Annotated in this window: 19 protein-coding genes; 6 read left to right on the top strand and 13 right to left on the bottom strand. The window is 73.1% G+C overall.

The window, feature by feature from the left end:
- Window positions 1-4: 4 nt before the first annotated feature.
- Genes AB0I28_RS02260 through AB0I28_RS02220 form a run of 9 tightly spaced genes read right to left on the bottom strand, consistent with a single transcriptional unit; the run spans window position 5 to window position 9,127 of the window.
- On the bottom strand, window positions 5-1,273 hold the full coding sequence (locus AB0I28_RS02260) for a hypothetical protein (RefSeq protein ID WP_357488856.1): 1,269 nt from the start codon (window positions 1,271-1,273) through the stop codon (window positions 5-7).
- The gene (locus tag AB0I28_RS02255; RefSeq protein ID WP_357488855.1) at window positions 1,273-2,985 is read right to left on the bottom strand and encodes a hypothetical protein; all 1,713 of its coding nucleotides are present in this window, start codon (window positions 2,983-2,985) and stop codon (window positions 1,273-1,275) included. The genes AB0I28_RS02260 and AB0I28_RS02255 overlap by 1 nt, the downstream gene beginning before the upstream one ends.
- A complete protein-coding gene (locus tag AB0I28_RS02250) occupies window positions 2,982-3,455 on the bottom strand; it encodes a GPW/gp25 family protein (protein ID WP_357488854.1) in 474 nt (157 codons plus the stop codon). Before AB0I28_RS02250 ends, AB0I28_RS02255 begins: the two co-directional genes overlap by 4 nt.
- Entirely contained in the window at window positions 3,455-4,105 is a 651-nt protein-coding gene (locus AB0I28_RS02245) for a phage baseplate assembly protein V (RefSeq protein ID WP_357488853.1), read from the bottom strand. Before AB0I28_RS02245 ends, AB0I28_RS02250 begins: the two co-directional genes overlap by 1 nt.
- Window positions 4,102-5,070, bottom strand: a complete 969-nt coding sequence (locus AB0I28_RS02240) for a hypothetical protein (RefSeq protein ID WP_357488852.1) — start codon at window positions 5,068-5,070, stop codon at window positions 4,102-4,104. The genes AB0I28_RS02245 and AB0I28_RS02240 overlap by 4 nt, the downstream gene beginning before the upstream one ends.
- The gene (locus AB0I28_RS02235; RefSeq protein ID WP_357488851.1) at window positions 5,070-5,744 is read right to left on the bottom strand and encodes a hypothetical protein; all 675 of its coding nucleotides are present in this window, start codon (window positions 5,742-5,744) and stop codon (window positions 5,070-5,072) included. The genes AB0I28_RS02240 and AB0I28_RS02235 overlap by 1 nt, the downstream gene beginning before the upstream one ends.
- Window positions 5,741-7,021 (bottom strand): hypothetical protein, encoded by a 1,281-nt coding sequence (locus AB0I28_RS02230; RefSeq protein WP_357488850.1) that lies wholly within the window; start codon window positions 7,019-7,021, stop codon window positions 5,741-5,743. The genes AB0I28_RS02235 and AB0I28_RS02230 overlap by 4 nt, the downstream gene beginning before the upstream one ends.
- A 6-nt stretch (window positions 7,022-7,027) precedes the next feature.
- Window positions 7,028-7,417 carry a hypothetical protein gene (locus AB0I28_RS02225; protein WP_357488849.1) on the bottom strand — a complete coding sequence of 130 codons (390 nt, stop codon included), beginning with the start codon at window positions 7,415-7,417 and terminating at the stop codon, window positions 7,028-7,030.
- Between the two features lie 9 nt (window positions 7,418-7,426).
- Window positions 7,427-9,127: a phage tail sheath C-terminal domain-containing protein gene (locus tag AB0I28_RS02220; protein WP_357488848.1), complete on the bottom strand. Its 1,701-nt coding sequence runs from the start codon at window positions 9,125-9,127 to the stop codon at window positions 7,427-7,429.
- A 430-nt stretch (window positions 9,128-9,557) separates the two neighbouring features.
- Between AB0I28_RS02220 and AB0I28_RS02215 the strand changes: the two genes are divergently transcribed.
- Window positions 9,558-11,531 carry a translation factor GTPase family protein gene (locus AB0I28_RS02215; RefSeq protein ID WP_357488847.1) on the top strand — a complete coding sequence of 658 codons (1,974 nt, stop codon included), beginning with the start codon at window positions 9,558-9,560 and terminating at the stop codon, window positions 11,529-11,531.
- Here the strand turns inward: AB0I28_RS02215 and AB0I28_RS02210 are convergent.
- Complete coding sequence (locus AB0I28_RS02210; RefSeq protein WP_357488846.1) at window positions 11,506-12,096, bottom strand: alpha-ketoglutarate-dependent dioxygenase AlkB; 591 nt, start codon at window positions 12,094-12,096, stop codon at window positions 11,506-11,508. The genes AB0I28_RS02215 and AB0I28_RS02210 overlap by 26 nt on opposite strands.
- A gap of 12 nt (window positions 12,097-12,108) precedes the next feature.
- Complete coding sequence (locus tag AB0I28_RS02205; RefSeq protein ID WP_357488845.1) at window positions 12,109-13,395, bottom strand: MFS transporter; 1,287 nt, start codon at window positions 13,393-13,395, stop codon at window positions 12,109-12,111.
- Between AB0I28_RS02205 and AB0I28_RS02200 the strand changes: the two genes are divergently transcribed.
- The gene (locus AB0I28_RS02200) at window positions 13,394-14,785 is read left to right on the top strand and encodes a PLP-dependent aminotransferase family protein (protein WP_357488844.1); all 1,392 of its coding nucleotides are present in this window, start codon (window positions 13,394-13,396) and stop codon (window positions 14,783-14,785) included. The genes AB0I28_RS02205 and AB0I28_RS02200 overlap by 2 nt on opposite strands.
- A gap of 64 nt (window positions 14,786-14,849) precedes the next feature.
- Here AB0I28_RS02200 and AB0I28_RS02195 read toward each other — a convergent pair whose 3' ends face one another.
- A complete protein-coding gene (locus AB0I28_RS02195) occupies window positions 14,850-15,041 on the bottom strand; it encodes a hypothetical protein (protein WP_357488843.1) in 192 nt (63 codons plus the stop codon).
- Window positions 15,042-15,279: 238 nt separating this feature from the next.
- On the opposite strand from AB0I28_RS02195, the gene AB0I28_RS02190 reads away from it, so the two are divergent.
- From AB0I28_RS02190 to AB0I28_RS02175, 4 genes are all read left to right on the top strand, one after another.
- Complete coding sequence (locus AB0I28_RS02190; protein WP_357488842.1) at window positions 15,280-15,696, top strand: YciI family protein; 417 nt, start codon at window positions 15,280-15,282, stop codon at window positions 15,694-15,696.
- 11 nt (window positions 15,697-15,707) lie between these two features.
- A complete protein-coding gene (locus tag AB0I28_RS02185; RefSeq protein WP_357489281.1) occupies window positions 15,708-16,937 on the top strand; it encodes a sigma-70 family RNA polymerase sigma factor in 1,230 nt (409 codons plus the stop codon).
- A 133-nt stretch (window positions 16,938-17,070) separates the two neighbouring features.
- Complete coding sequence (locus AB0I28_RS02180; RefSeq protein WP_357488841.1) at window positions 17,071-18,033, top strand: ATP-binding cassette domain-containing protein; 963 nt, start codon at window positions 17,071-17,073, stop codon at window positions 18,031-18,033.
- Window positions 18,030-18,806, top strand: a complete 777-nt coding sequence (locus tag AB0I28_RS02175; RefSeq protein ID WP_357488840.1) for an ABC transporter permease — start codon at window positions 18,030-18,032, stop codon at window positions 18,804-18,806. Before AB0I28_RS02180 ends, AB0I28_RS02175 begins: the two co-directional genes overlap by 4 nt.
- Here the strand turns inward: AB0I28_RS02175 and AB0I28_RS02170 are convergent.
- Complete coding sequence (locus AB0I28_RS02170) at window positions 18,784-21,936, bottom strand: BTAD domain-containing putative transcriptional regulator (RefSeq protein WP_357488839.1); 3,153 nt, start codon at window positions 21,934-21,936, stop codon at window positions 18,784-18,786. The genes AB0I28_RS02175 and AB0I28_RS02170 overlap by 23 nt on opposite strands.
- Window positions 21,937-21,954: the final 18 nt, after the last annotated feature.

The raw sequence follows: 21,954 nt of genomic DNA, 5'->3' as shown, positions 1-21,954 counted from the left end.
CTCCTCAGCGGAAGGTCGAGTCCTCGAACGGGGTCACGTCGAACACGCCGCCGGCTTCGGGCAGCGTGTCGGCGCCGGTCGGTCCGCCTTCGCGGATCACGATGGGGCCGCGGCCGGTGAGATGGGCCCGCTGCGGCTGGGTCTCGCGGAAGGGCGCGAGGTCGACGGAGGTGTCGACGCCGGCCACGGACAGCCGCGCGAGCCCGGCGGCCAGGGCGGTGCCGGTCTGCTCGCGGACGGCGAGGCCGGGGTCGGCGGCATGGCGGGTGAGCAGTGTCCCGGCGGGGAGCGTCACGCGGACGGTGGCGGGGGCGTTCTCGCGCCAGACGGCCGAGACGGTGACGGCCGGGTCCTGGGCGAACAGGGCGTGGTCGAGGCGCGCAATGTCGTAGGCGCCCTGCGTGAGGTCGAGGTCGGCGAGGGCCAGCAGAACGCGGTCGAGGCCGGGCGAGTCGTGGTGGGCGACGGTGAGGAACCACAGGTCGTTCACGCCGCGCGCGAGCGTGAACGGCGCTCCGGTGGGCGAGGCTTCGGCCGGGCTCCAGGGTTCTCCCGGCTGTACCCGTTCGATGTGGCGCAGGCGTTCGGTGACGTCGCGGCCGTCGAGCCGGGCGCGGCCGTCGGCGGTGAGGCGGAGGCGCTGCCCGGTGGGGACGGCGTCGAGGTAGACGAGGGCGGCGCCGGTGGTCAGGTTGACGACGACGGGGACGTACTCGGGTCCGGCGGGCAGGCCGGTGAGCACGAAGCCGGCCGGGGCGGGGTCGAGGCCGTCGTTGCGCAGCGTGAAGCGGCTCAGGGGCGCGAGCGGGCCGGGGGTAACGGTGACCTCACGCGGCGGGTTCTCGGTGAAGACTGCCCGGTCGGTGGTCTCGGGGTCGTGCGACCAGTCGCTCTCGCGGCCCGGGATCGCGGTGAACAGTCCGGGTACGCCGGTGGCGAGGGTCAGGCGGGCGAGGTACTCCTCGACGAAGACCTGGAGCGCGCGGACGCCGACGGCACCGTGGTCGAGGGTGGCCTCACGCAGGGCATGAACCCAGGAGCGGTAGGCGCCGAGGTCCTGCCACGGCTCGGGAGCGAGGTCGAGGAGGGCGGCGAGCCCGGCGGCCTCGGTCAGTTCGAGGGCGGCGTCGAAGAAGTGGGCCCGGCGGATCTCCAGGACGTCCTCGTCGACGATCTCGCAGGCGAGCCCGGGGTGCGCGGCGAAGGTGCGGACGAGCTCACCGTCGGCGTAGAGGACGGGAAGGCGCGCGGTGATGCGGTCGGCGTGTGCCATCAGGCCCCCTCCCGCACGTCGAGGGTGACGGTGCCGCGGGCCACGGCCTGTCCGGCCTGCGGCGCGAAGGTGCCCTGGCCGTCGGTGAGCTGGAGGAAGCGGTCGGCGTCGGTGACGGTGACGGTGACCTCGGTGCGGACGACGGCGTAGCGCGTGTCGTCGCGGGCTGCGGCGAGCAGCCCGTCGACGGTGAGCGGCTGGTCGGGGGCGCGGGTGGCCAGGTGGGCGTCGACGGCGCCGTTGAGGGCGGTCTCTGCCTCGGCGGCGGTGACGCCGGGATTGAGGTGCATGGGGAGGAACAGATCGGCGGTCGCGGTCGGCGCGGCCGCTCCGGTGGCGTCCTCGGGCACGATCCCGGTGACCTCGACGGTGCCGGCCTTGGCGGTCACGCCCTCGGGGAGTTGGAGTTCCTCGGTCTCGGGGCCGCCTTCGGGCACCAGGACGATCTCGGCGTCGACGACGCACGGGTCGGCGAGGGCCTGCCCGGTGAGCTGGGCGCGCCGGATCTTGCCGCCGGGCGCGACGCCCCGCAGGAGCGCGGTGATCCGGTCGACGGTTCCGCCGGTGATCCGTGCGAGTTCGGCTCCCGCCGGCGGGACCTTTCCGGCGACGGTGAGTCGCACGCGAGCGCCGACGGTGAGCGGTTCGGCGGCTCCGTTGTGGACGCGGATGCCGGCGGCGCGGGTGTCGTCGACGGCGAGCTGGACCAGTCGGCGCACTTCGGGGGTGTCCTGCTCGTAGACGACGGTGAGCTTGACCTCGCCGGGCGCCTCGGTGAGGGTGGCGTCCTTGACGCCGGGGACGGAGCGGACGGCGAACAGCAGCGCGTCGGTGGTGCCCCGCACGACTCCGTGGAGGGCGGACTTGGCGCGCCGGCGCAGGTCGGGGTCGGACTCGGCGGCGGTGAGGCCGCGCGCGGGTTCGGGGTTGGTGACCTGTCCGATTCCGGCGATGAGGACGGCGGGCCGGTCGAGGACTCCGGCGGCGACGACGGGCGTCGCCGCGGTCTCGCCGTGTGCCTGGACGCTTCGCTCGGGTTCGCCGGGTTCCAGGGTGAGGGCCGCGGTGGTGAGGTACCGGTTGCCGGTGGCGTCGACGACGGCGGTGCCGGCCGGGACGGTGACCTGCCCGAGGACTCCGGTGGCGCGCGTGAACCGCAGGGTGGCCACCGGGAACCCTGCCGGAAGGCGCTGGGCGCCGACGAGCGCGACGACCTGGTCGAGCGAGGTGCCCGTCGCGGTGTCGACGAAGGCCGACTCGTAGACCAGGCGGAGGTGTTCGTACTGTTCGGCGAGTTCGCGGGCGACGCTCTCCAGGAGCGTCCTGGTGACCGAGCCGACGTTGAGGTCGGTGAGCGGTGCGGGCGGCGCGACCAGCGGGTAGTAGTTGACGACCACTGTGGACAGGGGCACCGGCCGGCGTCCGCCTGCGCGGAAGGCGATCGCGTCGGGTTCCCCGCCGTTGCTCGTGACGAGTTCGAAGTCGGCGGGCGTGAAGCGGTAGTCGATCTCACGGGCGTTGGCACCCTTGCCGGCGGTGATGCGCCCGGTCAGGTGGGAAACTCGGCGGACGGGCCGCTGTGCGAGCCGCTGCAGGACGAGGACGGGGTCGTCGCCGGCGGGCACGGTGATCTGCTCGCGGACGACGCCACCGGTCAAGGTCGTCAGCAGGTCGCGGACGATGTCGGGGTAGGCGCGCGGGACGTAGCTCATGCCCCCACCTCCAGGTTCAGCGCGAGGGGGTCGCCGCCGGCGACGGGCTGGACGACGAGGGTGAAGGCCAGCGAGTCGGGGCCTTCGGCGGCGGGGTCGAAGTCGAGGCTGACCGCACCGGGCTCGACGCGGGGTTCGCGTGCGATGGCGGCGAGCACGAAGGCGCGGCACAGGTGGCGGCGGGCGGTGTCGCGCGGAGCGCCGACGAGTTCGTGGAGCCTGGACCCGTAGTCGGGATGGCCGAGGGGCGCGAGGCTGCCCAGCGGGGTGAGCAGCCGCAGGATGAGCGCCTGGGCGAGGTTCTCGCGGCCGGACACGGCGGCGAGGTCGGCGACCTCGCCGCGCCCTCCGGTTTCGACGCCCCCGTCGGGGCGGACGCGGACGGCGATCTTCGGAGCGGTGGACAGGTCGGCCTCGCCGGCGTCGTGCGCGGCGAAGTGCGGCAGGACGAGCAGATCGGTGTCGGCCATCAGTTCAACTCCACGAGTGCGCCCTTGACGCTGACCTTGGCCGTGCCGCTGACCGCCACCTCGGTGCCGGACAGTTCGAGCTTCCCGGCGGCCTTGAGGGTGACGTCGCCGTTCTTCTTGAGGACGAGCGAGGATCCGCCCGCGGTGAGCTCGACGCGCCCCCCGCCGCCGCTGTCGACCTTCGCCGACAACTCGTCGTCGATGCGCAGGTGCACGACGGTGTCGGTGATCTCGGCGCGCGTCTCGCCGCCGATCTCGACGACGGCCTTGTTCGCGCCGGGCTCGACGAGAACGCGTACCTTCGGTTCGCTCTCACCGGCCGGGAGGCTCAAGACGACCTGCCCGTCGGCGTGGTCGGGTGGGTTGAGGCCGGGGTGGTAGAGGCGGCCGACGACGACGGGCGCGTTGCGGTCGCCTTCGCAGAAGACCACCAGGACGAGGTCGTCGACGGCCGGAATCGCGGTGTACCCGAGGATCCCGACGGCCACCGGGACCTTCGCAAGGACCAGTCCGGTGTCGCGCAGCCGGACCGTCACGGCGTGGTCGGCGTCGCCGGAGTGGGCCTCGGTGACCTGGCCGACCGAGGCGACCGCGCGGGCGGCCGACTCGTGCCGCGCGATGCGGGCGACGGCTTCCACGAGTCCGCTCATGACGCCGCCGTCCCGTCGAGTTCGGTTCCCGCGGGGCGGCCCGCCGTGACCCGGTGGGTGACACGGGTGAGCAGCCAAGGGCCGGTGAGCGTGCCGTCGGGCGCTTCGGCGACTTCGACGACGGTGCCCGGCCGCAGCGAGGGCAGCAGGACGCAGCGCGCGTAGAGGCGCCGGGACAGGCGGGAGGCCGCCGCATCGGCCGCGTCGGAGGCGGTGCCGGCCGACGTGGGCGCGCGCAGGACCGCTTCGGGCACTCGGCGCACGTCGGCCGCGGGCTCGGGAGCGTCGGCGGGCAGGAAGTCGGGGGAAGGGCGCAGTTCCTCGGGGGAAGCGGCCCCGGAGCCGACGGGGACAGTGCGCGCGACCGGCGGACCGTGGTCGGCGACCCGGTAGGTGAGCAGCTCGCGTCCGTGCCGCAGAGCCGTGTCGGCGTCGGCGGGCGGCGGGACGACCGCGACGGGTCCCTCGCCGGTGACGGTGCCGATGCAGCCCGCGAGGCCCGCGAGCCGGGCGAGGTGCTCGGCGGCGGTGCGCGACTGGTCGGCGACGTAACCGGCGAGGGGAAGGTCGAGGCGCAGTTCGCCTGGTACCGCGGCGGCCTCACCGAGCAGCGCGACGACGACGTCGGCCGCGCTCGTCGCGGTGTAACCGGCGCCCGGCCGTACGGCGGCGAGCGCGCCGGAGGCGTCGGTGACGTCGAGGTGGATCCAGCGCGGGTCGCGGCGAACGCGGTGGACCGTGCCGGTGAGGACGATCGCGGCGGCGGCGCCGCCGGCCAGGCCGAGGCCGCTGAGGGTGAGGCTCGCGGGGTCGCCGGGCGAGGCCTCGAAGCGCACGGTCGCCGGCAGGACGGCCCGGCAGCGGTTGACCTCCGGCAGCAGGCCCAGGACGACGGTGACGGAGGCGAGTTGCGCGTCGTAGCGCAGGTCGGCGATGGTGAGGGCGGCGGTGGGAGCGAGGCTCATCAGGCACCACCGAAGGCTTCGGCGATGGCCGCGGCGGCGTCGTTCATGGTGTCGGCGGCCTCCCCGATGGCGGCCACGGGTCCGCTGAGCGGCGCGAGGAGGCCGGAGGGGTCGGGCAGGGCGAGGTCGGCGAGCGCGGCGAGGGCCTGTATCGCTTCGACGGCGGCCATGGCCTGGTCGACGGCGCCGGCGACCTGCGCGGCGAGGTCGCCGATGTCGTCGAGGACTCCGCCGAGGTCGCCGAAACCGAGATCGCCGAGGCCGAAGTCGGCGAGTCCGCCGAAGCCGCCGAGTTCGGCGGGCGGGGGCAGTTCGGGGCTTTCGGCGAGGACGAGTTCGAAGCCGTAGCGTTCGGTGTGCCCGGCGACCGCGGCGACGTGAAGGCGGGTGACGACGACCTTCTGGAGTTCGAGCGCGGAGGCGATGTCGGCGGCGAAGGTGAGTTCGGCGCCGTCGGCGGCGGCGGTCTGTATCGCGGCGAGGCGGTCGGCGGCCTCGGCTCCGAAGATCTCGCCGAGGAGACGGATGCGGTGCGAGGGGCGGCCGGTGCGCTGCTGGAGTTCACCGTCGAGTCCGGTGATGGCCGTGGAGGTGTGGCCGCCGTCGAGGACGTGTTCGATGTGTTGGACGGCGTCGAGGGTTATGTCGCCGAGGAGGGGTGTCGGGCGGGTCATGGCGCCATTCCCCTCAGGTCGGCCTCGTCGTGGAGGACGCGGGCGAGGCGTTCGGCGAGGTCCTCGTCCTCGGTGACCAGGCGCAGGATCGGGTCGCCCGGGGCTCGGTGCGCGGGTGCGCCGGGATCGAATGGGGTGGGCGGCTGCTCGGCGAGGGGCGCCCAGGGGCCGGTGATGAGCGTTCCGGCCTGCTCGGGGGTGGGTGGTCGCGTGATCGGGGACCAGGTGCCGGGTGCGGGCGGGGGCGGCAGGGGCCGTCGCGGGGTCGAGTGTGGACGGTGGGCGGCTCCGGGGGCGCCGAAGGAGTACGGGCCGCGCGGGACGATCGGCTCGGGGCGCGCACGGGGGGCGGCGCCGGGCCCGTGATTCGTGTTCGGGGCGGCCGCTCGCGGGCCGCGTGTTCCGTTCGCGCCGCCGAATCGGGGTTCGCCGTTGGCGGTGTGCCGGGGTGCGGGAGGCGTCGGCTGTCGTGGGCTCGTGCCGTTGACGCCCCGCGACGGTGGCCGGTCTCCTGCCGCGGACGGGGACGCCGGCCAAGGTGGGCCGGGGTCTGCCGCCCTGGTGTGCTGCCGGGTGCCGGGCGGGTCCTGCGCGTACGGGTCGCCGACCGCCGGTGGCGCGCCTGCGGTCGGCCCGGACACGTGGGCACCGGACCCGGCACCCGGGTCCTTGGCACCGGCGGAGGCGTCGGACGCGGCCTCCGGCGGTGTCGGGCTATCGGTGCGGCCGACGGTACTGAAGGCCTCGGCGGCGGGCCTGCGCGCGGCCCTGCTGAGCAGGTCGGCCGCGAGGTCGTTGCGGATCTCGGCGACGGAGGCGGGCGCCAGCCGGAGGCTCGTCCAGCCGTCGTCGGCGTCGAGGGAAGGGGGAATGAGGCCGCCGGCGAGTTCGTCGACGGAGGTTGCCACGGCGGCGTCGAGTTCGGTCGCGGTCCAACCGGTGGCGCGCACGACGGCCAGCGCCGCTTCGGCGAGCCCGGGTCCCGTTCCGGTCTCCTCGCGGGCGCCGGCGAGGAACAGCGCGAGGGCCTCCACGGCCGCGTCGGCGGTCTCCTCGCCGAGGGCGAGGCGCCCCACGGAGCGGGCGAGCGCGTCGGCCGGATCCGGGCAGCCCTCGGCGGCACGGACGGCGAAGCGCCGCTCCCCGAAGCTCAGCGAGCGCAGCACCGGGCCGTCGGGGCCGTGCAGGCGCAGGCCGTCGGGATGCTCGCCGACGGCGATGGCCCGCCCGGCGACCGTGGCGGTGCCGTTGCCGAGATCGACGCTGACCTTCGCCATGGCCGCCTAGCCCTGGGTGACTGTTTCGGTGACCCTGGTGGCGGTGAAGCTGTAGACGGCCTCACCGAACTCCCCCACGGCGAGGGCGAATCCGCTCTCGGTCAGGAAGCACTCCTCGAAGCTGACGGTCAGCTTGGTCGCGCCGTGCTGGAACTCGGCGACCAGCGCGAAGGGCTGGTCGACGGCGAGGCTGTTGAGCGCGTCACTGGTGGAGGCGACCTTGAGGCGGCCCTCGACCGAGCGGGCGCCGGCGACGACCCCGATGCGCTCGGTGCTGCCGAGCGCGTAGACGCTGGTGCGGGCCTGCTGGGTGCGGTAGTCGATGGCGCGCACCCCGTCGACCGGGGTGCCGTCGACCTGCACTTTGCTCTCTGCGGCGGCGACGATAGTCGGCATGGCGTCCCCTTAGTTCTTGACCCGGATCGTGGCGTAGACGTAGTCGATGGCCCGCACGGGTCGTACCGCGATGTCGATGCGGATGATGCCCTGGGCGAAGTCCTGCTGGGTGGAGTAGACGTCGACGATGAACGCCGGGTCGGATCCGTCGGTGGAGGGAACGAGCGCGCCGGCCCGCTCCATGCGGGTGAAGGTCGCGACGAGCTGCGCCTTGAGCGCGACGCGGGCGGAGTCGGTGTTGAGGCTGCCGATGAAGTTCTCGGCGATCGCCTTGGTCTCACGGACGGCCTGGTCGGCGACCCTGGTGACCGAGATCTGGTCGCCGGTGGTGTCGATTCCCTTGAGGACGATGACGCCGCGGCCCCGGCGGTCGGCGACGACGCAGGCGTTGACGGTCGGGCCGAGCAGGACGTTGAGTTCGCTCTCGCGGTAGGCGGCCGGCGGGGTGCCGAACAGCGGGACGCTCTTGAAGGTGGGCGCGTCCTGCGGGTTGAGGCGGCCGACCATGCCGGCGACGGCTCCGGCGGCTCCGGCCGGGGAGACGAGCACGAAGCGGCGGTTGCGGGCGACCGAGGCGTGGTCGCGGACGTCGGCGATCTTCTTCTGCTCCTCGGCGGTGACCGCGCCGAAGGCGATGCGCGGCGCGCCCTGGTCGGACATGGCCACGGCGTGCGCGACGAGCGCCTGGTGGATCTGGCGGACCTCGGCGGTGGTGCGCGTCGGTTCGATCGCGGCGAGGATCAGGTCGACGCGGGTGTCGTCGGCGAGGCGGTCGACGGCGGTGACGTAGGCATCGACGCCGGGCGAGGCTCCGTCGGCGAAGGGCTGCGGCGCGGCCGTGGCGGCGGGCAGCGCGTCGGTGCCGGTCAGGGTGGTGGCGCCGCGGGCGCGCAGGTAGGCGCTGCGGGTGGCCAGGACGAAGGGCAGGTACTGCTCGGAGTCGGGGTCGAGGGACAGGCCACGGAAGGACTCCTGGAGCCCGTTCTGGTGCACGTCGATCGAGATGCCGCTCGCGGGCACGGTCAGCACGACGCGCAGGCCGGTGGCGTCGGCTCCCTCGGCGGGCACGAGGATCGCGAGGACCTTGTTCGCGGCGTTCTTCACCGGGAGTTCGACGGCCTCGGCGTTGGGGTCGAAGGTCGCGTCGGCGGGGGCGGCCGTGGCTCCGGCGATGCCGGGGTCGAGGGCGACGACGTGGCTGGACGCGCGGTTGAGGGTGCCGAACAGGTCGTCGGCCTCTCCCGGCGCGACCCGCAGGTCGCTGTGGGTTTCGACGACGGCCCCGTCGCGGAGGATCCGCAGGGTGACGCGCAGGGGTTCACCGAGCGCGTCGGTGCTCTCGCGGACCTCGACGGCGAGGCGGCCGTTGGCCCAGTCACCGGCCGAGCGGCAGCGCAGCAGCACCGCGTCGGCGCCGTCGCGGTTGTCGAGGGTGAGCCGGGCCGCGGCTCCGCCCAGGACCGGCGCGACGACGATCTCACTGGCGCCGTTGCCGAGGGCGTGCACCGCCTCGGGCATGGTCACGGCGGTGCCGGGGCCGAGGACGTCGCGCAGTTCGGCGAGTTTGGACACTCCGACGAGCGAGCCGTCGGCGGTGGGTCGGTCGACGATGCCGACGACGCCGACGATCCCGGCGGGGCTCGGCAGTGGTGGCAGGATGTCGAAGCGGGCCTCGACCCGCACTCCCGGCACGATGAGCGAGGTGGCCATCGCTTCAGTCCTCTCCGGCGGCGTTGCTCGGCTTTGAGCGTCGCCCCGCCCCGGGTGGCCGAGCATGCCGTCGCGGACAGCCGGGTGGGCAGCCTGACATGCCCTTTGGGGTCGCCGTGATCGACGGTTTTCAGCCCCGTACCGCTCGTACTTTCGGCCCAGGTGAGGCTCCTGCCAGCGCATTCACCGAAAGGCCGCCTTCCCTCGCGCACCCGGCGAGGAGTATGAGCGCGCATGCACGTTCGGGCCGACGTACTCCGTGGTCCGTCGTGACGGTCACCGCGTTAATCCACTTGCCTGCGCCGCAACGCCTTGTTCTACTCGGGGCACAGGCACCACTTCCGATTCACGGCGAGGAGCACTCCGTTGCGCACAGCCTTCGTGTCCCACCAGGTTCACCATTCGGCCTACATGAAGGACATGACGCCAAGTGCGCACCCTCAACCTCGGAATCCTCGCCCACGTCGACGCCGGTAAGACCAGCCTGACCGAGCGGCTCCTGCACGCCGCCGGAGTCATCGACGAGATCGGCAGCGTCGACGACGGCAGTACCCGCACCGACTCCATGGCCCTTGAGCGGCAGCGCGGCATCACCATCAAGTCCGCGGTCGTGTCCTTCGGCCTCGGCGACGTCACCGTCAACCTCATCGACACACCCGGCCACCCCGACTTCATCGCCGAGGTGGAGCGGGTGCTGAGCGTGCTCGACGGCGCCGTCCTGGTCGTCTCCGCCGTCGAGGGCGTCCAGCCGCAGACCCGCGTGCTGATGCGGACCCTCCAGCGGCTGCGGATCCCGACCCTGCTGTTCGTCAACAAGATCGACCGTGGCGGGGCCGACCCCGAGCGCGTCATCGCCGACATCGCCGCCAAACTCAGCCCCGCGCTCGTCCCGATGGGCGCCTCCTCGGCGCCCGGCACTCGCGCGGCCGACCACGTCGCGATCACCGAGATCGACGCCGAACCGCTCGCCGACAACGACGACTCCTTCCTCGCCGCCTACCTCGACGGCGACCTCCCGGCCGCGCGGGTCCGCGCCGAACTCGCCGCGCAGACCGCCCGCGCCGCCGTCCACCCGGTCTACACCGGCTCGGCGATCACCGGAGCGGGGATCGAGGCCCTGACCGCCGGCATCCGGGAGCTGCTTCCCGGCGCGCAGGGCGACCCGGACGCCGAGGTGTCGGGCACGGTCTTCAAGATCGAGCGCGGCCCCACCGGCGACAAGATCGCCTACGTGCGCATGTTCGCCGGGACGGTCCGCACCCGCGACCGCCTCCGCTTCCGCGGTGACGACGAGGCCAAGGTGACCGCGATCCGCGTCTTCGGCGACGGCGCCGACGAGCGCGCCGAATCGGTCTCGGCGGGCCGGATCGGGAAACTGTGGGGACTCGGCGACGTCCGCATCGGCGACACGGTCGGGAAACCCCCGCCCGGGGCCGTCGAGCGCCGGTACTTCTCGCCGCCGTCGCTGGAGACGGTCGTGGTCCCGCTGCGGGGAGCCGACAAGGGCGCGCTGCACGTGGCGCTGGCCCAGCTGGCCGAGCAGGATCCGCTCATCAACCTGCGGCAGGACGACGTTCGCGGCGAGGTCTTCGTCTCCCTGTACGGGGAGGTGCAAAAGGAGGTCATCCAGGCGACCCTCGCCGAGGACTTCGGCGTCGAGGTGGCGTTCCGGGAGACCACGACCGTCCACATCGAACGGCCGCTGGGCACCGGATCGGCCGTCGAGGTGATCGCCAAGGAGCCCAACCCGTTCCTGGCGACGCTCGGCCTGCGCGTCGAGCCGGGGCCGCTCAACAGCGGCGTCGACTTCCGCCTCGGGGTCGAGCTGGGATCCATGCCGCCCTCGTTCTTCCGGGCCGTGGAGGACACCGTTCACGAGACCCTGCTGCAGGGGCTGCACGGCTGGCAGGTCACCGACATCGTGGTGACCATGACCGACTCCGGTTACTGGGCGAGGCAGAGCCACAGCCACGGCAGCTTCGACCCGAGCATGTCGAGCACCGCCGGCGACTTCCGCAACCTGACGCCGCTGGTGCTGGCCGAGGCGTTGCGGGAGGCCGGGACCGAGGTGCTGGAGCCGATGCACCGCTTCCGGCTCGAAGTGCCGGCGGTGGCGCTGAGCGCCGTCCTGCCGGTGCTGGCGAGGCTGCGCGCGGTGCCGGGATCGACGCTGACGCGAGGTGAGGTGTGCGAGGTCGAGGGCGACATCCCGGCGGCATCCGTGCACGACCTGGAGCAGCGCCTCCCCGGCCTCGCCCACGGTGAGGGCGTGCTCGAGTCGGCCTTCGACCACTACGAGACCGTACGGGGAACCGTGCTGCAGAAGCGGTCGAGGACCGACAACAACCCGCTCAACCGCCGCGAGTACCTGCTGGCCCTCACCCGCCGGGTCGGCGGCCGGTGAGGACGTCCGGCTGGAGCACCACCGTCCGGAAAGTGAGCGACACCCGCCTCCCGCGCGTGAGAACCCGGCCGTCATGGCGGTCGGACTTGCGCGCGGGAATCCCGTGCAGCCAGTCATAGCGGGACTCGCCGGACAGGACCAGCAGCCCACCGGGTTCGAGGAGGAGCGGGACCTTCTCGGAACGGTCACGCCGACTGAGGTCCATGACGCAACTCGACCCGAGACTGACCGACAGGACGGTGTCGGCGAAGCAGGAGACGCAGTCCACATGGGACGCGATGCCCTGACCGGGCAGGTACTCGTTGACGATCAGCTGGTCGAGCGGGCGCGGCGCGTGGCCGTCGGCGTGGAGGCGGGCGGCCAGCTTCGCGGCCCACGCGGGCAGCGGGCCGAGGTAGAGGTCGGGGTCGACGGACTTGCGCTTGTAGTCGTAGCGGAAACCGTAGTGCTGGACACGCCTGCGCAGCTCCGCCGACCACGGCAGGCCGTCGACGACGCCCAGCAGGGCGGCCTGCCCGGCGTCGTCGAGGTAACCGGGGGCGAGGGTGAGACCGGGAATCGACACCCGGCCATTCGATCAGGCGGATGTGACAGGCACTTCGCGCAGCCGGCTGACCGGGGACAGGAGCAGCCCGATCACCACGGCGGCGGAGGCCACGGCCACGGCGATCAGTCCGCCGCGCGCGCCGAGCCCTCCGGCGAGCAGGCCGGCGGCGAGTCCGCCCAGCGCGCCGCCGCCGAAGAGCAGGGTGCGAAACACCGCGGTCATGCGGCCCATCATCGACTGCGGGGTGCTGGTCTGGCGCAGGCTGACGATGATGACGCCCGCGACGCCCAGTCCCAGGTAGGTCGTGAAGAAGGACGCGACGAACATCGCGACCAGGACCGGGGTGGGGCCACCGGCGACGGCGATGAGCGCCGGACCGAGCAGCAGGGCGGTCTGCGCGACGAGATAGACGCGCCCGAGCGGGAAGCGGGCGATGACCTTGCGGGAGACGACGGCGCCGATGAGCCCGCCGACGGAGGCCGTGGCGAAGATGCCGCCGATCACGGCCGAGCCCAGGGCCAGGTCGCGGTCGGCGTAGAGCAGGAACATCGTCCAGGTCGAGACCATGGAGAAGTTGCAGCAGAAGCCGATCAGCGCCAGCGCGCGCAGGATCGGATTGCGCAGTACCCAGTTCAGCCCGTCGCGCAGCTCGTTGCCGAGATGGCGCCGGACGGGCTCAGGGCGTGGTTCGCGGGTGCGGATGACGAGCAGGGACACGACGGAGACGAGATAGGAAACGGCGTCGGCGACCAGGGCGACCGGCGCCGTGAGCCAGGCGATCAGGAGCCCGGCGAGGCCGGGTCCGGCGACTTCGGCGGTGGAGGAGCTCACGCCCATCTTCGCGCTCGCCTCGACGTAATCGGCGGGGTCGCCGACGACAGTCGGCACATAGGACATCCAACTCAGGTCGTAGAGGACCGAGGCCACTCCGACGGCGCAGGCGAGGATCAGCAGCATGGTCAGATCCAGGGCGCCCGTCCAGTGGAGGACCGGGATCGCGGCGAGCAGGGCGAAGCGGACCAGGTTGGCGCCCAGCATGACCGAGCGGCGGCGGACACGGTCGATCCAGACGCCGAAGAGCAGGGCCAGACCGAGGTAGGGGACGAGCTGGAGAAAACGCAGAAGGCCGACCTGCTCGTCGTCGGCGGAGAAGGCCTGTATCGCGGTCAGCGGGAAGGCGAGGTTGGTGACCTGCGTTCCCATGAGCGAAAGGGTCTCGCCGAACCAGAAGGCGAGGAAGTCGCGGTTGCGCCACAGGCTCGGGCGGGGCGGTAGTGGTTCCGCGAGGACGACAGTAGCGCTATCATGGTCTTTCATGTCAGAGAGTAGCACTTCTGCGGGCTTGGCCGACGAGCTCCGCTCGCTCCTCGGCGCCCTCTCCCCCGGCGACCGGCTGCCCAGCAGCCGCGAACTCGTGGAGCGCTTCCACGTCAGTCCGGTGACGGTCTCGCGCGCGATCGCGCACCTGAGCGCCGAAGGCCTCGTGGTGACCCGGCCGGGCAGCGGGACCTTCGCGGCCACGCCGCCGAGGCGCCCCGCCGAGGTCGCCGACACCGGCTGGCAGACCGTCGCTCTCACCGACCGCGCCGTCGACACCAGGGCCGCCACCGACGGCCTCGGGCCCCCGCCGGCGGAAGCGATCGCCCTCGACGGCGGCTACCTGCACCGCTCGCTGCAACCGACCAAGGCCCTGTCGGCGGCACTCGCCCGCGCGGCCCGCCGGCCCGACGCCTGGGACCGCGCGCCGACCGGCGGCCTGGAGTCCCTGCGTTCGCTGTTCGCGCGGGGAACCGGCGCCGACGTCGGCGCCGAGGACGTGCTCATCACCGCCGGCGGCCAAAGCGGCCTGTCCATCGCCTTCCGCGCCATCGCCGGACCGGGGAACCCCGTGCTCATGGAGTCGCCGACCTATCCCGGCGCCCTGTCGGCGGCCCGCGCGGCCGGTCTGCGGCCCGTTCCGGTCCCCATGGACGGCGACGGGATCCGGCCCGACCTGCTCGCCGACGCCTTCGCCATGACCGGCGCGCGGCTGCTGTACTGCCAGCCGACCCACCACAATCCGACCGGGACGGTCCTGGCCGCGCGGCGGCGCGCGCAGGTGGTCGCGGTCGCCAGGGCGGCCGGCGCCTTCATCGTCGAAGACGACTTCGCCCGCCATCTCGGCCACGGCCAAGCACCTCCCCGACCGCTGCTGGCCGAGGACCGCGACGGGACGGTGGTGCACCTGACCTCGCTGACGAAGCCTGCCGCGCCGAGCCTGCGGATCGGCGCGCTGGTCGCGCGCGGCCCGGTGCTGGAGCGGATGCGCGCGGTCCGCTACGTCGACGACTTCTTCGTGCCGCGCCCCATGCAGGAGGCGGCGCTGGAACTGCTCGGGTCGCCCGGGTGGGAGAGGCACCTTCGGGCCCTCTCGGCCGAACTGCACACGCGCTGCCGGGCACTGGCCGACGCGCTGGCCCGTCATCATCCCGCGTGGACGGTCGCGCGCGTCCCGTCCGGCGGTCTGCACCTGTGGGTGGAGCTGCCGTCCGGCTCCGACGACACCGACCACGCCGTGCGGGCACGCCGCGCGGGCGTGGCGGTCGGCGCCGGACGCCGCTTCTTCCCCGCCGAACCGCCCGGCGCCTTCCTGCGCCTGGCCTTCGCCGCCACCGCGCGGGCCGCCGACCTCGCCGAAGGCGTTCGGCTGCTGCGGGACCCGCGATGAGAAAGGCGCCCCGGCACCGCCGGAAATCCGGTGGTCGGGGCGCCCGCGAGACCTGGCGCCGACGCTAGTCGGGCGGCTCCTGAGAGCCGTCGCGCCGGTCGGCGAGCCCGTCGAGGCCGTCTTCGTCGGCGATCGCGGCGGGATCCTCCTGACGCAGGACCTCCGAGTGCTCCTCGGCCTCACGCTCGGCGCCCTTGTCGACGCTTCCCTCGCCGCTCTGCTCCCGGTCGTCGTTGCCCCTGTAAGGATTCGTCATGCGATCACCGTAACCCTGGGAACGAGGCGGGGTGGGCGGGAAACGGTTAGTCGGCCGTCGAGAGACCGTGCGGGCCGATTCCGCACCGGGCCTCTCCCCGTGCGCGAAAATGTCCCTGCACGCACCCGCGTGAAAACTTCCCCACCCGGTCCGTTCCCGATGTCCGGTCCGTCGTGGCGGTCTCGACGTCTCCGGTGAAGGGGCGCCCGGCAGGGCGCCGGAGGACAAGGAGTCAGCGATGAAGTACATGATCCTCACCAACGGATCCCAGCAGGACTACGACGGCATGGCCGGCAAGTCGACCGACAAACCCGCCTGGAAGCCGGAGGAGTTCGGCGCGATGGTCGAGTTCATGACCGCCTTCAACAAGTCCCTGGAGGAGTCGGGTGAACTCGTGGAGACGCGAGGGCTGGCCGGGCCGGTCCACACGCGGAGGGTCACGGGTCTCAAGGACGGTGTCCCCGTTGTGACCGACGGCCCCTACGCCGAGACTCAGGAGGTCCTGGCGGGCTACTGGATCGTCGAGGTCGACAGCTTCGACCGGGCCACCGAGATCGCGGGCCGGCTGTGCCGCTGCCCGGGGCCGGCGCACGTCGGCGAGACCGCCTACATCGACGTCCGTCCGCTCCAGGAAGCCGCGGGCGACATGCTGTGACCGAACCCGCCATGGGACCCGAGGACCTGCTGCGCCGTCTGGCGCCGCAGGTCCTCGGCGCGGTCGTGCGTCGCTACGGGCACTTCGACCTCGCCGAGGACGCCACGCAGGAGGCGCTGGTCGCGGCGGCGACGCAATGGCCCGCCGACGGTGTCCCCGACGACCCGCGCGCGTGGCTGATCACGGTGGCGTCGCGGCGGCTGACCGACCTACTGCGCGCCGAGCAGGCCCGCCGCCGGCGCGAGGACAGGGTGGCGCGGTGGGCACTGCCGGAGGACTGGCTGGCACCGGCCGCCGACCGGACGGGCCCGGCCTCCGACGACACGCTGATCCTGCTGTTCATGTGCTGCCATCCGGCACTGTCGCCGGCCTCCCAGATCGCGCTGACCCTGCGCGCCGTCGGCGGCTTGACGACGGCCGAGATCGCCCGCGCCTTCCTCGTCCCGGAGGCGACGATGACGCGGCGCGTCAGCCGGGCGAAGCAGACCGTGAAGGCCAGCGGCGTCCCCTTCGCGCTGCCGTCCGGGGAGGCGCGCGGCGAGCGGCTCGGCGCGGTCCTGCACGTCCTGTACCTGATCTTCAACGAGGGCTACGTGGGCACGGCGGGTCCCAGCCTCCAGCGCACCGACCTCGCCGACGAGGCGATCCGCCTCACCCGCATGGTCCACCGGCTGCTTCCCGGCGACGGGGAGGTCGCCGGGCTGCTCGCGCTGATGTTGCTCACCGACGCGCGCCGCGCGGCGCGGACGGCCCCCGACGGCGGCCTGGTCCCCATGGCCGAGCAGGACCGTGGCCGGTGGAACGCCGCGCACATCGCCGAGGGCATCGCGCTCGTCACCGCCGCCCTGCCGCGCGGGCACACCGGCCCCTACCAGCTCCAGGCCGCCATCGCCGCCGTGCACGACGAGGCGCCCTCGGCCGCCGAGACCGACTGGCCGCAGATCGCCGCGCTCTACGGACTCCTGCTGCGGATCTCCGACAACCCGGTCGTGCGCCTCAACCACGCCGTCGCGGTCGCCATGGCAGAAGGCCCGCGCGCCGGCCTCGAACTGCTGGACGCACTGGCCGGCGAGGGCAGACTCGGCGCCGACCACCGCTTCCACGCGGCGCGGGCGCACCTGCTGGAGATGACCGGCGAACAGCCGGCCGCGCGGGAGGCCTACCTCACGGCGGCCGGGCTCACCGCGAACCTCCAGCAGCAGCGGTTCCTGCATTCGAAGGCCGACGGCGTCGCCGGATAGAACGACCGGTTTCAGCGACGTGAAACCGCCCGCGCCACCGCTGAAAGCGCCCTGAAGCCCGCCTGAACCCCGCCCGACGCACGCTCACCGGGTCGCGGCCGACGGGGCCGCGCCCAACGAGGCGAGGAACAGCATGACCACCGTCCCATCCCGGCAGGCCATCGGGGCGTCAGGGCTCCGCAAGGCCTACGGCGGCAAAGTGGTGCTCGACGGCATCGACATCAACGTCGCCGAGGGCACGATCTTCTCCCTGCTCGGCCCCAACGGGGCCGGCAAGACCACCGCCGTGCAGATCCTGTCCACGCTCATCAGACCCGACGCCGGACAGGCCCGCGTCGCCGGGCACGACCTCCTCCGGGAGGCCCAGGACGTGCGCCGCGCGATCGGCGTGACCGGCCAGTTCTCCGCGGTCGACAAGCTTCTCACCGGCGAGGAGAACATGCTCCTGATGGCCGACCTGAACCAGCTGGGCAGGAAGGAAGGGCGGCGGCGTGTCGCGGCCCTGCTGGAGCGCTTCGAACTCAGCGAAGCCGCCCGGCAGTCCCCGGTCACCTACTCCGGCGGCATGAAACGGCGCCTCGACCTGGCGATGACGCTGGTCGGCGACCCCCGGATCATCTTCCTCGACGAGCCCACCACAGGCCTCGACCCGCGCAGCCGCCGCACCATGTGGGAGATCATCACCGAACTCGTCGCCGACGGCACCACGATCTTCCTCACCACGCAGTACCTGGAGGAGGCCGACCGGCTCGCCGACCGCATCGCCGTCCTCGACGGCGGAACGATCGTCGCCGAGGGCACCTCCGCCGAACTCAAACGGCTGATCCCCGGCGGGCACATCCGGCTGAGCTTCGCCGAACCGGCCGGCCTGGACAAGGCCGCCGCGGTCTTCGACGGCGCCTCCCGCGACGACGAGTCCCTGACGCTCACCGTCCCCGGCGACGGGCGCATCGAGACCCTCAAGCACGTCTTGGCGACGCTCGACGGGGCCGCCATCAGCGTCGACGGCCTGACCGTCCACCAGCCCGACCTCGACGACGTGTTCTTCGCCCTCACCGGGCACACCGCCACACCCGAGAAGGAAGACCGACGATGAGCGCCGTCACCGACACCACCACCATGCTCCGCCGCAACGTCAAGCACTCCGTCCGCTACGCGGCGATGACGGTGAGCGGCCTGCTCCTGCCCGTCCTGATGATGCTGATGTTCGTCTACATCTTCGGCGGGGCCATGGGCCCGGCGCTGGCCGCCGGCTCCGGCGGCATCTCCTACGTCGACTACCTGGCGCCCGGGATCCTGGTCATGGCGGTCGGCGCCGGATCGGCCTCCACCGCCGTCAGCGTCGCCGTCGACATGAACGAGGGCATCATCGCGCGCTTTCGCACCATGGCGATAGCGCGGACCTCGGTGATCACCGGGCAGGTCATCGGCAGCACCGCACGGACCCTCATCAGCCTCCTACTCGTGGTCGCCGTCGCCTTCGCGGTGGGCTTTCGGCCCAACGCCGGCCCCGTCGAGTGGCTCGCCGCCGTGGGTCTGCTCGTGCTGCTGATCCTGGCCTTCACATGGCTGTCGGTCGCCTTCGGCCTGGTCGTCAAGTCCGCGGAGGGCGCCAACATGGCCTCGTTCCCCATGCAGTTCCTTCCCCTGGTCAGCAGCGCGTTCATCGCGCCGGCGCTGATGTCGGACGGCATCCGCTGGTTCGCCGAGTACCAGCCGTTCACGCCCATCATCGACACGCTGCGCGGCCTGCTGCTCGGACTGCCGATCGGGAACAGCGGCTACCTGGCGCTGGCCTGGTGCCTGGCGCTGAACCTGCTCGGCTTCCTCTGGGCGCGCGCCGCGTTCAACCGCGACCCGGGCCGCTGACCCGCTCGTCGAGCACCGCCACCGCGGCCGTCCGGACGCCGTCGGGGTCGAGGCCGGCGTACGACGAGACCGCCTCGTCGTACGCCGGCCCCACCGCGTCACGGACCTCGGCGCGCAGCACCGCCGGCGACATGGTCGGCTGAAAGCTGCGCAGATAGCGCGTGGACTCGGCGAGTGCGAACATCCGCGCGGCCCTGCCCAGGGCCGCCGGATCGCCGCCGTCGCGGGCCCGGGCGATGTCGGTCATCGCGATCGCCACCATGAGGATCCCGCGGATCGGGTCGTAGATCGTGGTCTGCCGCTCAAGCGAGAACTGCCCGGGCAGCAGCGCGCGCAGTTTCGCGGGCAGCGTGCCGGCGAGGTCGGCGACGAGGTCGAGGCGCCCGTGCCGCACGTGGGCGATCACCGCGACCGACGCGGCCTCGATGACCCACGCCTCAAGGTAGGGGTCGACGCGCCCGGCCCCGTGGGTCTCCAGGTTGGTCGACCGCCACAGCCGCAGACCCTCGTCGATGCGGCCGCGCGCCAGGTGGATCTCGGCCTCGATGCCGAAGTCGGGGCGCAGGACGCCGGCGAGCTTCTCGGCGGCCTCGGGGCGGGTCCGGATCATCCACCGCTGGGCGGCCTCGACGTCGCCGGTCTGGAGGTTCGCCATGGCCAGACCCCAGCGGATGCCGACCTCGTCGGTCCACGCGTCGAGCGACTCCATGAGCTCCAGAGCCGCCTCAAGGTGATCGCGCGCCTCCTCGGGGCGGTCCTGCTGCAGGCAGAGGTCGGAGATGCGGCCGTGCGCCATGCAGCGCATCCATGGATCGGTGACGCGGTCGAAGGCGGCCAGCATCCGCCGGGCCGCGGTGAGGGCGCCTTCGCCGTCTCCGGCGGCCTCGGCGAGGTAGCTGTAGATGCCGTTGGCGCCTCCGGCGAGGTGGCGTTCGGGACGTTCGCACAGTTCGCGGATCGGGCCGTGGTCGGGACCGAAGTAGCGGCCGGCGTCACGAAGGATGTGCTCGATTGCCCCGAGGATGCTGTCGGGCGGGGTCTCCGGCAGCCGGCGGAGGGTGGCGATGGACCTGATGGGGCCGGGGCCGGTGACGAGGAGCGTGTTCGCGAGACACAGCACGGCGGCCGCCCGGGTCACCTCCACGTGCTCGGGTTCCGGGCGGTAGCGCGAGAGCAGTCCGTCGACTTCGGCGGCGAGCCGGCTGATGCGCGCGTGGTTGGTGTCGATCGTCCACATGGCGGCCAGGAGCGCCGTCGCGGAGGCGACGGTCGCGCCGTCCTCGCGTTCGAGGCCCATGCGCACCCCGAGCAGGAGGTTGTCCTGCTCGGCGTGCATCGCGGCGCTGAAAGCGAAGGGCTGCGGGCCGAATCCATCCTGGTGGCGGGCCGCGGCGAGGTCGCGGATCCAGGCGAGGAAACTCTCGGTGACCTGCTCGGACTCACCCTCCGCCTGGCGGTGCGCGGTGCAGAACTCACGCACGGTCTCAAGCATGCCGAAGCGGATGGCGGCACCGTCGTCGTGAACTCTGAGCAGGGACTGCTCGCTGAGCTGTTCGAGGAGGTCGAGGGCGTCGGCGCCGAGCAGGTGCCGTGCGGCGTCGGCGGTGAACCCGCCGGGGAAGACCGACAGCGCGCGCAGCGCCGCGCGGGGACGGCCGGCGAGGAGGTTCCAGCTCCAGTCGACGACCGCGCGCAGGGTCTGGTGCCGTTCGGGGGCATCGCGCGCTCCCCCGCGCAGGAGCGTGAGGCGGTCGTCGAGATTGCGGGCGATCTCGGCGACCGACATGACCCGGATCCGGGCGGCGGCGAGTTCCACCGCGAGGGGAAGCCCGTCGAGGTGCCGGCAGATCTCCTCGACGAGGCCGGCGGGCAGTTCGGCGTTGGGCCGCGCGGCCCGGGCCCGGCGGGCGAAGAGTTCGGCGGCGGTGGCGAGGTCGAGTTCGGGCAGGGTGTAGACGGTCTCCGACGACAGGCCCAGCGGTGCCCGGGACGTGGTCAGGATGGACACGTCGGGTGCCATGGACACCAGCGCTCCGACGAGTTCGGCGACGCCGTCGAGGACGTGCTCGCAGTTGTCGAGGACGAGGAGCGTCGACCCGCCGGTCAGGGCGGCGACGATGCCGGGAAGCGTTTCGGCGCCGTACTTCCCGCGTACGCCGAGAGCCCCGGCGACCTCGCTCCCGACGTCGCCCTCGCTGGTGATCCCGGCCAGGCCGACGAACTGGACCACACGCTGCTCGGCGTCGCGCGCGACCGCGTGGGCCAGACGGGTCTTGCCCAGGCCGCCGGGGCCGACGATGGACGTGACCCGTGAGGTGTGCAGGAGCGCCGTGACGGCCGCGATGTCGGCCTCACGGCCCAGGAGCCGGTTGGGTTCGTGGGTGACGCCGTGCCGGATGACGGGCGACTCGGCTCGCAGGAGCTCGCGGTGCGCGTCCTGGAGCGCCGCGCCGGGGTCGGCGCCGAGTTCGTCGCGGAGCGCCGCCCGGTAGGCGTCGTAGCGGGTGAGCGCGGCCGAGGTGCCGATGGCGGCCGCCTCGCAGCGAAGGAGTTCGAGCAGGACCTCTTCGTCGCGGGGATGGTCGCCGAAGATCACGGCGAGCGGTTCGGCGGCCTCGGCGCGCCTGCCGACGCGGGCGAGGGCGAGCGCGCGTCCCCTGGAGAGGTTCTGGTGGGTGCGGGCGCGGGCGGTTCGCAGGGCGGTCAGGGGGTCGTCGTCGGCGGGGACGGGCCTAGGTGTGGTTCCGTGCCAGAGCGCGAGTCCCCGTTCGGCGGCGTCGAGGGCGGTGATGTGGTCGCCCGAGCGGGCGGCCCGGGCCGACTCGGCGGCTCTGGCGAGTACGGCGGCGGCGTCGACGTGGTCTTCGCCGAGGGTGAGGCGGTAGCCGGTGGGAGTGCTGGCGAGGACGTCGGTGCCGAGTAGGGCGCGTGCACGGGAGACGAGGACCTGGAGTGCCTTGGCGGGGTTCTCGGGGCGCTCTTCGGGCCATAGGCCGTCGACGAGGCGTGCGGTGCCGCAGCCGGCGTTGAGGTCGTCGGCGAGGAGCGCGAGGAGGCCGCGCAGCCGGGGAGCGGTGATCTCCTGGTCGCGGTAGGCCACGCGCGAGAGGAGGGTCAGCTCGGCGGTCACCCGGGAAGGTTATCTCCG

Origin of the sequence: Phytomonospora sp. NPDC050363, assembly GCF_040655735.1 — a bacterium.
In the GTDB taxonomy this organism is placed as follows: domain Bacteria; phylum Actinomycetota; class Actinomycetes; order Mycobacteriales; family Micromonosporaceae; genus Phytomonospora.
Note: the sequence above shows the minus strand (reverse complement) of the source record. Positions and strands in the feature narration are given on the sequence as shown.